We start from the raw sequence: 11,366 nt of genomic DNA, 5'->3' as shown, positions 1-11,366 counted from the left end.
ACTGGAGCCATGACGAACGGCACGCCCCCCGAACGCGGCGGGACCGAACTCGGCCGGTACCTGCGGGCCCGGCGCGCCCAGATCCGCCCTGCGGAAGCCGGGCTCCTGGCAGGGACGGGCCTGCGCCGCACGCCCGGTCTGCGCCGCGAGGAGCTCGCGACGCTCTCCGGGGTGAGCGTCGACTACTACACGCGCCTGGAGCGCGGCCGCGAGAGCAACCCGTCACCGGCCGTGATCGACGCCCTCGCCCGGGCGCTGCGGCTGAGCGGCGACGCCCACGAGCGCCTCCACGAACTCGCCGAGCTCGCGTCGGGACGGCTCACCGAGCCGCATCCGACGACGGAGTCCGAGGTGCGCCCCTCCGTCGTACGGATGCTGGAGGCCCTGCGCCCGCTGCCCGCGTACGTGGTCAGCCCGCACAACTACCTGCTCGCCGCGAACGCCCCCGGCCGCCGCCTCATGCCGGGCCTGTGGGACTGGCCCGTCGAGCAGCGCAACCTCACGCGCTATCTGTTCCTGCACCCCGTGGGCCGCGAGCTGTACGTGCCGTGGGAGGAGACCGTCGCCAAGTCCGTGGCGCATCTGCGCGCGGTCGGCGGCCGGGACCCGAACTCGCCGCAGTTGGCCGCCCTGGTCGGCGAGCTGTGCCTGAAGTCCCCGGAGTTCGCCCGCCTCTGGGACCGGTACGAGGTCCGTGAGCGCGGCGGCGGCGTGAAGACCTTCGCGCACCCCAAGGCGGGCCCGATGACCCTCACGTACGAGGTGATGCGCCTTGCCCGTACCGCGGGCCAGCGCCTGATCACGTACCAGGCGGAGCCGGGCAGCGCGGACGAGACGGCGATGCTGAGCCTGGACACGGCGGCCCGCTCGGCACCGCGGGGGTGACGTTCGTCCGGCGCCGTCACTCGGCCGCGCACGAACTGCCGTTCTTCGGCATCTCCTTGTACAGCAGGAACGCGTCCACCTTGGCCTTCACGCACTTCGAACCGAAGTAACCGGTGTGCCCGTCGCCCTTGTTGTCCAGGACGACGGCGGAGGACCCGAGCCGCTTCGCGGTCTCCTCCGTCCAGCGGTACGGCGTCGCGGGGTCGCCGCGCGTGCCGACCAGCAGGAACTTCGGGGTGTCCACGTCGCGTACGTCGTTACGGATGTAGTCGGTGCCCGCGGGCCGCCCGAAGCACAGGAGAACGGGTGTCAGCATCGACTTGCCGAAGACCGGTGAGACCTCCTCGAACTCCCGCTGGATGCGGCCGACCTCCCGCTCCAGCCGCTTCGCGTCCGGCCGGTCCGGGTCGTCGGCGCAGTTCACGGCCATGAGCGCGGCATCGGCGTTGTCCTCGGGCACCTCGGCGCGCGCGCCCTGCGGTGCCTGCGGCCTCTCGCCCATGGCGCCGCCCATCCGCAGCAGCGCACGCGGGTCGCCGTCCGCGAGCAGCCCGCCGAGCGCCTGCGAGAGTGCGGGCCAGGCCTGCCTGCTGTAGAGCGCGGTGCCGAGGACGCTCACCACGTCCTGGCCCGTGAACTCCTGGCCGTCCATGGCTTGCAGGGGGTGCGCGTCCAGATCCTCGATGACCTTCACCATGGTCTGCCGGGCGGCACGGGAGTCCTTGCCGAACACACAGCCGGCGTTCTTGGTGCACCACAGCAGGAAGTTGTCAAGGGCGGTCTGTCGTCCCTCCGCGCCGACGAGGCCCTGCTCCTCGACGTTCTCGGTCAGGGTGTCCACGCCGTCGAGCACCATCCGGCCGACCTTCTTCGGGAACTGCGAGGTGTACACCGCCCCGAGCCGGGTGCCGTACGAGAAGCCCAGGTAGTTGAGCTTCTTGTCGCCGAGCGCCTGCCGTATGACGTCCAGGTCCCGGGAGACGTTCACGGTGCCCATGTGCTGAAGGACGGGGCCCGACTCCTTGTCGCACCGCGCGGCCGCCTCGCGCAGTTGCTTCAGGAGCGCCGCCGGGTCGTCCGCGCCGTCCCCCGTGCCGTCGCCGGGGTCCGGCCGCCCTCCGCAGCTCACCGGCTCGCTCAGGCCCACCCCGCGCGGGTCGAAGCCCACGACGTCGTACCCCTTGCCGACATAGCCGAAGTCCTTCTTGGAGCCCGCGAGCCCCGCGACGCCCGCGCCGCCGGGCCCGCCGAAGTTCACCAGGAGCGACCCCCGCTTGTCGCCGCTCGCCTTCACCCTCATGAGCGCGAGATCAAGGGTGGCGCGGCCCGGGTGTGCGTAGTCCAGCGGGACGGTGACCTTGCCGCAGGTGATGTCCTTGTCCTTGGTCACGTCCTCGGGCAGGTTCTGCGCATCGGGCTTGCAGGCGGCCCACTTGATCTTCTGCGCGTAGAAGCGCCCGAGGTCCGGCTTCGCCGGTTCCGCCGGAGCAGCTTTCGCGGGCAGGGCCGTGAGGGTCAGTGCCAGGGTCGCGGCTGAGGCTGTGGCTGCGGCTGCGGTGAGCGCGGATGTGCTGCGCACGGCGACCTCCAAGAGGTGCGGGTCCCCTCCGGTCACCCTAGGCGCCCCCGGGCCACCTCGCCCGTTCAGGTCATCACGCTCCGTGACCGGGGGTTACCGGCGCTCGCTGAGCGAATGCGCCGGTACGTGCACCCCGCGCCCCCTCGATCTTCCTCATCCGCCCCCTCGACCGCCCCCTGACTCCCAAGTAACCTTACTCCGAAGTAAATTCAGCGCCGAGTTCGCCGGGAGCAGGACCATGGCCGACCGCTACGCGACGTTCACCCGCACCGGCCCCGGCCGCTTCCTCGCCCGCAGACTCGGCCTGCCCCGGCCCGCCGTCCTGCACCGCTGGTCGCCCGAGCGCCCGGCTCTCGAAGGCCCGCTCCTCCTCCTGACCGCGGGCGACATCCCCCTGCCCGGCCTGCACGAGGCCCTCACCCGCACCGGCCTGCCCCCGCACAGCGGGCCCCTCGGCGGCCGCCTTCCGGGCGCCGTCGTCCTGGACGCGACCGGCGTCGCCACGGTCACCGCCCTCGCCGACGTGCACGCCGTGCTGCACCCCGTCGTCCGGTCCATAGCCCCCTGCGGGCGCGTGGTGATCCTGGGCGCGCCCCTCTCCCCCGCCGACCACCACCAGGCCGCCGCCCAGCAGGCCCTCGAGGGGTTCGTGCGCTCCCTCGGCAAGGAGCTGGGCCGCGGCAGGACGGTCCAGCTCGTCCGCGCACCGTCGGCGCGCGCCGCCGAGGCCACCCTGCGCTTCCTGCTCTCACCGAAGTCGGCGTACGTGAACGGACAGGTCATCGACGTCGACCTCGACGAGGACACGGCGGCCAGCGCCCGGTCGCTCGCGGGCCGCACCGCCCTCGTCACCGGTGCGGCCCGCGGCATCGGCGCCGCCGTCGCGGAGGTCCTGGCCCGCGACGGCGCACACGTCGTCGTCCTCGACGTGCCGTCCGCCGCGCCCGAGCTCGGCCGCGTCGCCGCGCGCGTCGAGGGCACCGCGCTGCCCCTGGACATCACCGCGGACGACGCCGGTGAGCGGATCGCCGCCGCGCTGCCCGACGGGCTCGGCGTCCTCGTGCACAACGCGGGCATCACCCGGGACCGGCGGTTCGCCAACATGGCCGCCGACCGCTGGAGTTCGGTCGTCGAGGTCAATCTCGCGAGCGTGCTGCGCACCACGGACTTCCTGCTGAAGTCCGGCACGCTGTGCCGGGGCGGCCGGGTCGTGGCCACGGCGTCCATCGCGGGCATCGCGGGGAACGCGGGCCAGACGAACTACGCGGCCGCCAAGGCGGGCGTCGTCGGCTTCGTACGCTCCCTCGCGCCCCGGGCACTCGCCGAGTACGGCGTCACGGTGAACGCCGTCGCGCCCGGCTTCATCGAGACCCGGATGACGGCGGCGGTTCCGCTGTTCATCCGTGCGGCCGGGCGGCGCATGAACTCCCTGGGGCAGGGCGGGCTCCCCGTGGATGTCGCCGAGGCCACGGCGTGGCTTGCGACCGGCGCCGTCAACGGGCAGGTCCTCCGCGTGTGCGGTCAGAGCCTTCTCGGCGCGTGAGCCTCCGGCTGTTCCGCGGCTCCCCCCTGAACCTGCACGTTCCCGTCCCGCCGAACCCTCCGCCGCCCCGCGGCGGTTTCTCCCACCCACCCACCTTTTCCTCCCGCCGAACACACCGGACCCGGCATTCCCGCTGAACTCGCCGGACCCGACTTTCCCACCGAACTCGCCGGACCCAGCGCACGCACGCGCCGCCCGGCCCGCCCGCCGTTGTCCCGATCGCCCAGTGACCAGAAGGGGACCGTCATGACCTCGCTCGCGCTCACCCTGCTGCGGGGAGCAGCCCTGTCCGTGTTCAAGCGGGCCCGGTCCGATGCTCCGCTGCCGGGGGCCGTCTCGGGGCGGGTGCGGGCCGATGTGGAGCGGCTCGTCGCGTACGAGAGGCTGTGCGGGTTCGCGGCCGGGCGGGGCGGCGGCACGGGCGGGGGTGAGCCGCTGCCGGTGACGTACCCGCACGTCCTCGCGTTCCCGGGGGCCATGCGGCTGATGGCGGGCCGAGACTTCCCGCTGCCGCTGCTCGGGCTCGTGCACACGTCCGTGGAGATCGTGCAGCACCGCGCCCTGCTGCCCGCGGAGGATCTCGAACTCACCACGTACGCGGAGGCGTTGGCACCGCACCGGCGGGGCACCGAGGCGACGGTCGTCACCCTCGCGAGCGTCGGCGGCACGCCCGTGTGGGAGTCCCGCAGCACCTACCTGTCCCGGCACCGCAGGGCGGAGCCGTCCGTGGCCGCGCGGGACGGGTGGCCCGGCCCCACGCCCGACCCCGCCCCCGGCCCGCCGGCGCACGCGGAGTGGCGGCTGCCCGGCGACCTCGGCCGGCGCTACGCCGCCGTGTCCGGGGACCACAACCCCATCCATCTGCACCCGCTCACCGCCCGCCTCTTCGGCTTCCCGCGCGCCATCGCCCACGGCATGTGGACGTTCGCGCGCTGCGTGGCCGAGCACCAGCGCGAGGCGGGGCCGTGGGCGGACGGCGGGAGCGGCTCGGCGCTGTGCGTGAGCGCGGAGTTCAGGGCGCCGGTGCTGCTTCCCGGCTCGGTGACGTACGCGGCCGCGGGCGACGCCTTCGCGCTGCGCGGTCCGGCGGGCCGGGTGCACCTGACGGGTGCGGTGCGGCCGGGCCCGCCGCGGGAGCCGGGCGGGACCCCGCGGGCACCGGAGCCGCACCGCCTGCCGGGGCGGTGACCAGGGGCGACCTACCGGGGCGGTGACCAGGGGCGCCCCTCCATCAGGTCGCCGAGGCCCGCCCACGCGAAGTTCATCAGCGTCGCCGCTGCCTGGTGTGCGGACACGGTCGCCTCCGTGTTGGCCCAGCCCGCGAGCGACTCGGCCGCGCCCACGAGCGCGTGGGCGAGGCCCGCGACCTCCCGGTCGGGCAGCGCGGCGTCGTGGTGGGCGGCACGGGCGGCCGCGGCGATGAGCGCGGTCACAAAGGTGACGATCTCCTCGCGCATGACGTTGACCTCGGCGGCGAAGGGCTCCCCGACGGTGCGGGCCTGGCTGTGCAGCACCGCCCAGGCGTCGGGGTGCTCGGCGGTGTGCGCGAAGAAGGCCCGCAGCCCGTCCCAGAGTTGGCGGTCGGCGGGCGCGTCCGGGGTCACGGCCTCACGTACGGCCTCGACGAGGGCCGCGGCCTCACGCCGGATGCAGGCCGTGAACAGGTCTTCCTTGGAGTTCAGGTACAGATACACCAGTGGCTTGGAGACCCCGGCGAGCTCCGCGATCTCGTCCATGGACGCGGCGCGGTAACCCCGCTGTCCGAAGGTGCGCACCGCCGCGTCGAGCATCTGCCGCTCCCGCACGGCACGCGGCATCCGTTTCTGCCGCACCGCCCTGTCCCCGCCCTTCGCCTCCGCCGCCTTCCCCGCCCTGGCGCCCTTCACCGGCTTCGCAGCCTTCGCAGCCTTCGCAGGCTTGGCCGTCTTCACGGCCTTCTTAGCCTTCGCAGCCCGCACGGTCTTCACATCCGCCACTCCGGCCCCCGCCTTCCGCACCAACCGTCCACCGGTCAGCGTACGGCGAGCTCCGCCCCACCCGTAGGACACCCGGAGATCACCGGGAGATCACCGGGCGGCGGGAAACCTCCACGAGGAAGATCCCCCCGGACGAGCGGGTCCCCTGGGCCGAACGGAGCACTGCTGTTTCCCCGCGACGGCGCCCGGACGAGGCTCGAAACCGTCCGACTTTCCCTCATCAGGAGGTAAGCCCATGCGCAAGCGTGCGTTCTTCGCCGCAGCGGCCCTCGCCGCGACCGTCGTCATCGGCGGGGCCGGCGCCGCGGCAGCGGACCCCGAGCCCGACGCCGCGGCCGGAATATCCAATTCCGGTGGCGTGCTCTCCGGCAACGCGGTGCAGGTGCCGGTCGACGTCGCCGCCAACGTCTGCGGCACCACCGTCGACATCGTCGGCCTGCTCAACCCGGCGACCGACAACACCTGCAAGAACCACTAGCCGGGCCGACACGGCGAAGGCCGCCTCCGCACCGTGCGGAGGCGGCCTTCGGCCCGTCGTTCAACCCGGTGAGCAGGGCACTTCCCTACCAGGGGACATGCCCCGCCAGGGGACGTCAGGCGGCGGCGGGGGCCACGCCCGGCTCGTCCACCGGCGACGCGGTGGCGTTGTCGTACGCCTCGCGGTCGAGGATGTTCTCCCGCGCGGCCACGATCAGCGGCGCCACGACCTGCCCGGCCACGTTGGTGGCGGTGCGCATCATGTCCAGGACGGGGTCGATGGCCAGGAGCAGACCGACGCCCTCCATGGGCAGGCCGAGCGTGGAGAGGGTCAGCGTCAGCATGACCGTCGCGCCGGTCAGACCGGCCGTGGCGGCGGAGCCGACGACCGAGACGAACGCGATGAGCAGGTACTCCTTGACGCCCATCTGTACGTCGAAGATCTGCGCGACGAAGATCGCGGCGATCGCCGGGTAGATGGCGGCGCAGCCGTCCATCTTGGTGGTGGCGCCGAACGGCACCGCGAAGGAGGTGTACTCCTTCGGCACGCCGAGGCGCTCGGTGACCTTCTGGGTGAGCGGCATCGTGCCCACCGAGGAGCGCGAGACGAACGCCAACTGGATGGCCGGCCAGGCGCCCTTGAAGAACTGCCACGGGTTGACCTTGGCGACGGTGGCGAGCAGCAGCGGGTAGACGCCGAAGAGCACCAGGGCGCAGCCGATGTAGATGTCGGCGGTGAACGTCGCGTACTTGCTGATCAGGTTCCAGCCGTAGTCGGCGATGGCGAAGCCGATGAGGCCGACGGTGCCGATCGGGGACAGCTTGATGACCCACCACAGGGCCTTCTGGAGCAGTTCGAGCACGGCCTCGCTGAGGTCCAGGATCGGCTTGGCCTTCTCGTCGCCGATCTTGAGGATGGCGACACCCGCGACGGCCGCCATGAAGACGATCTGGAGGACGTTCAGCTCGGTGAACGGCGTGATGACGTCGGTCGGGATGATGCCGGTGAGGAAGTCGATCCAGGAGCCCGTGTGCTCGGGCTTGGCGCCGTCCTTCGGGGTCAGTCCCGTACCGGCGCCGGGGTTGGTGACCAGGCCGATGACCAGACCGATCGCGACCGCGATCAGCGAGGTGATCATGAACCAGAGCAGTGTGCGGGTGGCGAGCCTGGCGGCGTTGTTGACCTTCCGCAGGTTGGTGATCGAGATCAGGATGGCGAAGAACACCAGCGGGGCCACGGCCAGCTTGAGGAGGCCGATGAAGGTGTCACCGACCTTCGACAGGGTGGTGACCAGCCAACTGATGTCCTGGCTGCGGGCGAGCCAGCCGAGCAGCACACCGAGGACCAGACCGCCGAGGATCTGGGCCCAGAAGGGGATCTTGAGGAACTTCGGTATCCGGAACCCGGACTCGGGCTCGACGGGGGACGCGGAATTCGCGGACACGGACACACTCCGGGTGATGACGGGAAACGTGTTGGAGCGGCGACCGCGAAGGGCCGACGGGCACCGCTGCAGGGGTCTGTTCGGGGAAATCAGACGCGGCGACAGGCCGCGGACACGCAGCGGCAGAGATCGACATGCAGGCGCGCCACGAGCAGAGTGCCCATGGCTGTGCGGTGCGCGGCTGCAGTCTTCATGTCGAACACGTTAACACTTGAACTTTGAGTACATCAAAGACCTTGTTTGAGGTAGAGCGCCCTCAAGGGTCTCAAGAACGGCAAAACCCCGGTACCGGAGCGACAAGCTCCGTTACCGGGGTTCGATGTGTGTGAGGAACCTTACGAGGCTTCCGTGGGACGCGACGTGTTCGTGGGACGCGTCCCGTTCGTGGGACGCGTCCTGCTCGTGGGACGCATTCCGTCCATGGGCGCTACGGCTTCGCGGTGCGCGCCGCGTCGTCGGCGACGTCCTCCTGCGTACGGTTGCGCTCAAGGCCCGCCTTGACGTCGTTGACCTTGGCCACGACCTTCTCCGACGCGCGGTCGCGCTCCTTGCGCAGGACGACGAAGCTGATCGGCGCGGAGATCACCAGGGCGAGAAGGGCCACCCACAGCAGGTTGGACCCGCCGAGACCGCGGGGCACGATGCCGGAGTAGACGAGGCCCCAGACGACCAAGAAGCAGCCCGCGAAGATCCCGAGTCGCATCAGCGTGTAGCGGAGCATGTCAATCCACTCTTCCGTTCCGAAAAGGAGCCTCTCCAGTGAAGCACGGGTGCCCGGACGAGCAGGAGGGGGGTGCGGACGGGCTGGATACGGATCAGAACCGCATCGGCTGCGGCGACTCCCGGAGTTCCCGGTCGGGACCGGGGTACTCGCGGATCACCTCGTAGCGGGTGTTGCGCTCGACCGGGCGGAACCCCGCCTCGCGGATGAGGTCGAGCAGATCGTCCCGGGTCAGCTTGTTCGGCGTGCCGAAGTTGTCCGCGTCGTGGGTGATCTTGTACTCGACGACGGAGCCGTCCATGTCGTCGGCGCCGTGCTGGAGGGCGAGCTGTGCGGTCGCCACGCCGTGCATGACCCAGAAGACCTTGACGTGCGGCACGTTGTCGAAGAGCAGCCGGGAGACGGCGAAGGTCTTCAGGGCCTCGGCGCCGGAGGCCATCTTCGTGCGGGCCTGGAGCTTGTTGCGGACCTTGCCGTCCTTCACGTCCACGAAGTCGTGCTGGTAGCGCAGCGGGATGAAGACCTGGAAGCCGCCGGTCTCGTCCTGGAGCTCCCGCAGCCGCAGCACGTGGTCGACGCGGTGCCGGGGCTCCTCGATGTGGCCGTACAGCATCGTCGCCGGGGTCTTCAGACCCTTCTCGTGGGCGAGCCGGTGGATGCGGGACCAGTCCTCCCAGTGGGTGCGGTGGTCCACGATGTGCTGCCGGACCTCCCAGTCGAAGATCTCCGCGCCGCCGCCGGTCAGCGACTCCAGACCGGCGTCGATGAGCTCGTCGAGGATCTCGCTCGCGCTCAGCTTGGAGATGGTCTCGAAGTGGTGGATCTCGGTGGCCGTGAAGGCCTTGAGGGAGACGTCCGGCAGGGCGGCCTTCAGCTCGCGCAGGGAGCGCGGGTAGTAGCGCCACGGCAGGTTCGGGTGCAGGCCGTTGACGATGTGCAGCTCGGTGAGGTTCTCGCCCTCCATCGCCTTGGCGAGCTTCACCGCCTCCTCGATGCGCATCGTGTACGCGTCCTTCTCGCCCGGCTTGCGCTGGAACGAGCAGTAGGCGCAGGAGGCGGTGCACACGTTCGTCATGTTGAGGTGCCGGTTGACGTTGAAGTGCACGACGTCACCGTTCTTGCGGGTGCGCACCTCGTGGGCGAGACCGCCGAGCCAGGCCAGGTCGTCGGACTCGTACAGGGCGATGCCGTCCTCGCGGGACAGCCGCTCCCCGGAGCGGACCTTCTCCTCAAGGTCGCGCTTGAGCCCTGCGTCCATTGCCGTACCTCTATCTCTCCGACGACCTGCGACAGACCCGCCCCACCGTACTCCCTGGCTCTCAGACCTCTTCGGGGAGCTCCCCGACCCGGTTCTCCCACTTGGTGGAAAGCACGATCGTGGTGCGGGTGCGCGAGACGCCGCGCGTTCCGCTGAGCCTGCGGATGGTCTTCTCCAGGCCGTCCACGTCGGAGGCGCGCACCTTGAGCATGTACGAGTCGTCGCCCGCGATGAACCAGCAGTCCTCGATCTCGTGCAGGTCGCGAAGGCGCCGGGCCACGTCCTCGTGGTCGGCGGCGTCGGACAGGGAGATGCCGATCAGCGCGATGACGCCGAGGCCGAGGGAGGCGGAGTCGACCGTCGCGCGGTAGCCGGTGATGACGCCGGCCGCCTCCAGGCGGTTGATGCGGTCGGTGACGCTGGGGCCGGAGAGGCCGACGAGGCGCCCGAGCTCGGCGTAGGAGGCGCGGCCGTTCTCGCGCAGAGCCTGGATGAGCTGCCTGTCCACGGCGTCCATAGGGCGAAGCCTTTCATTATTTAGCGTTTTCGAGAGTCTACGTGTAGAATCTAAGGCGTAACAGGGTCTAGACCCTGCGAATCTTCCGAAAACTCAGCCGATCAACGACGATCCTTCGAACTTTCAGGAGTGTTTCCGTGTACACGATCGAGATGGCCTACGCCCGTATGCGTGAGCTGCAGGACCTGGCCAACCGCTCGCGTGCCCACCAGCCCGCCACCGCCGTGCGCGCCAAGAAGCAGCGCGCCGCGAAGAAGCGCTAACCGCTCCGCGGGGAGTACGGCTCACGGGAGCCGCCTCCCAGCTCCCCTTTCCACCGGCGGTACAGCGTGTGCGGCACCCCTGCCGCATCGAGCACCCGCCCCGCGACGAAGTCCACCAGATCCTGGATGTGCGTCGCCCCCGCGTAGAACGCCGGCGAGGCGGGCAGCACGACCGCGCCCGCCTCGTCCAGGCTCACCAGGTGCTTCAGCGTCTGCCCCGCCAGCGGCGTCTCCCGTACGCAGACCACGAGGCGGCGGCCCTCCTTGAGCGTCACGCTCGCCGAGCGCTGCAGCAGGTCCTTCGAGAGCCCGAGCGCCACTCCGGCCACACAGGCCGTGGACGCCGGCACGATCAGCATCCCCTTCGCCGGGTACGAACCCGATGACGGACCCGCCGCGAGGTCCCCGGCCGCCCAGTACCGCACGTCGTCCACGCGCACCGCGAACGTCCCCGGCTTGCCGTCGGCGCCGCGCGCCAGCCACTCCGCCAGGTCGTCGCGCCAGTGCGCGTCCCGGAACGAGATGCCCGTCTCGTCGAGCAGCGTCAGACGCGAGGCCCGCGACACCACGAGGTCCACGCTCTCCCCGGCCGCGAGCAGCGCCCGCAGCACCGAGGCGGCGTACGGCGTACCGGAAGCGCCGGACACCCCCACGATCCAAGGCCTACGCTGCGTATCTCCTGCGTTCACACCGTGAAGCCTA

Annotated in this window: 12 protein-coding genes; 5 read left to right on the top strand and 7 right to left on the bottom strand. The window is 71.1% G+C overall.

Going from position 1 to position 11,366, the window contains the following annotated elements; translation table 11 throughout:
* Nucleotides 1–9: 9 nt before the first annotated feature.
* Nucleotides 10–885 (top strand): helix-turn-helix transcriptional regulator, encoded by an 876-nt coding sequence (locus tag IG78_RS0120445; protein ID WP_031128978.1) that lies wholly within the window; start codon nt 10–12, stop codon nt 883–885.
* A gap of 16 nt (nt 886–901) precedes the next feature.
* Here the strand turns inward: IG78_RS0120445 and IG78_RS0120440 are convergent, their stop codons facing one another.
* Nucleotides 902–2,464: an alpha/beta hydrolase gene (locus IG78_RS0120440; RefSeq protein WP_051852807.1), complete on the bottom strand. Its 1,563-nt coding sequence runs from the start codon at nt 2,462–2,464 to the stop codon at nt 902–904.
* A gap of 238 nt (nt 2,465–2,702) precedes the next feature.
* Here IG78_RS0120440 and IG78_RS0120435 point away from each other — a divergent pair, with 238 nt between their 5' ends.
* Both IG78_RS0120435 and IG78_RS0120430 read left to right on the top strand, forming a co-directional pair.
* The gene (locus tag IG78_RS0120435) at nt 2,703–4,007 is read left to right on the top strand and encodes a 3-oxoacyl-ACP reductase (protein WP_030565286.1); all 1,305 of its coding nucleotides are present in this window, start codon (nt 2,703–2,705) and stop codon (nt 4,005–4,007) included.
* A 246-nt stretch (nt 4,008–4,253) separates the two neighbouring features.
* Entirely contained in the window at nt 4,254–5,195 is a 942-nt protein-coding gene (locus IG78_RS0120430) for a MaoC family dehydratase (RefSeq protein WP_051852798.1), read from the top strand.
* An 11-nt stretch (nt 5,196–5,206) separates the two neighbouring features.
* Here IG78_RS0120430 and IG78_RS0120425 read toward each other — a convergent pair whose 3' ends face one another.
* A complete protein-coding gene (locus tag IG78_RS0120425; RefSeq protein WP_030565282.1) occupies nt 5,207–5,824 on the bottom strand; it encodes a TetR/AcrR family transcriptional regulator in 618 nt (205 codons plus the stop codon).
* A gap of 394 nt (nt 5,825–6,218) precedes the next feature.
* Here IG78_RS0120425 and IG78_RS0120420 point away from each other — a divergent pair, with 394 nt between their 5' ends.
* Nucleotides 6,219–6,461 carry a chaplin gene (locus tag IG78_RS0120420; protein ID WP_030565280.1) on the top strand — a complete coding sequence of 81 codons (243 nt, stop codon included), beginning with the start codon at nt 6,219–6,221 and terminating at the stop codon, nt 6,459–6,461.
* Between the two features lie 115 nt (nt 6,462–6,576).
* Here the strand turns inward: IG78_RS0120420 and IG78_RS0120415 are convergent, their stop codons facing one another.
* The 4 genes from IG78_RS0120415 to IG78_RS0120400 all read right to left on the bottom strand — a co-directional run bounded on the left by IG78_RS0120415 (nt 6,577) and on the right by IG78_RS0120400 (nt 10,401).
* Complete coding sequence (locus IG78_RS0120415; RefSeq protein ID WP_030565278.1) at nt 6,577–7,905, bottom strand: dicarboxylate/amino acid:cation symporter; 1,329 nt, start codon at nt 7,903–7,905, stop codon at nt 6,577–6,579.
* Between the two features lie 427 nt (nt 7,906–8,332).
* On the bottom strand, nt 8,333–8,626 hold the full coding sequence (locus IG78_RS0120410) for a DUF4229 domain-containing protein (protein ID WP_030565276.1): 294 nt from the start codon (nt 8,624–8,626) through the stop codon (nt 8,333–8,335).
* A gap of 94 nt (nt 8,627–8,720) precedes the next feature.
* Complete coding sequence (mqnE, locus tag IG78_RS0120405; protein WP_030565274.1) at nt 8,721–9,884, bottom strand: aminofutalosine synthase MqnE; 1,164 nt, start codon at nt 9,882–9,884, stop codon at nt 8,721–8,723.
* 61 nt (nt 9,885–9,945) lie between these two features.
* Nucleotides 9,946–10,401 carry an Lrp/AsnC family transcriptional regulator gene (locus tag IG78_RS0120400; RefSeq protein ID WP_030565272.1) on the bottom strand — a complete coding sequence of 152 codons (456 nt, stop codon included), beginning with the start codon at nt 10,399–10,401 and terminating at the stop codon, nt 9,946–9,948.
* A 137-nt stretch (nt 10,402–10,538) separates the two neighbouring features.
* Here IG78_RS0120400 and IG78_RS52165 point away from each other — a divergent pair, with 137 nt between their 5' ends.
* Nucleotides 10,539–10,664, top strand: coding sequence for a hypothetical protein (locus IG78_RS52165; protein ID WP_263972723.1), 126 nt, complete (start codon nt 10,539–10,541; stop codon nt 10,662–10,664).
* Here IG78_RS52165 and IG78_RS0120390 read toward each other — a convergent pair.
* The gene (locus IG78_RS0120390; RefSeq protein WP_030565271.1) at nt 10,661–11,353 is read right to left on the bottom strand and encodes a UbiX family flavin prenyltransferase; all 693 of its coding nucleotides are present in this window, start codon (nt 11,351–11,353) and stop codon (nt 10,661–10,663) included. The two genes, IG78_RS52165 and IG78_RS0120390, sit on opposite strands and share 4 nt — an antisense overlap.
* Nucleotides 11,354–11,366 lie beyond the last annotated feature (13 nt).

Source organism: Streptomyces aureocirculatus, assembly GCF_000720475.1.
GTDB classification, from domain to species: domain Bacteria; phylum Actinomycetota; class Actinomycetes; order Streptomycetales; family Streptomycetaceae; genus Streptomyces; species Streptomyces aureocirculatus.
The sequence above is the reverse complement of the archived record's forward strand: the minus strand, read 5'-3'. Positions and strand labels throughout refer to the sequence as shown.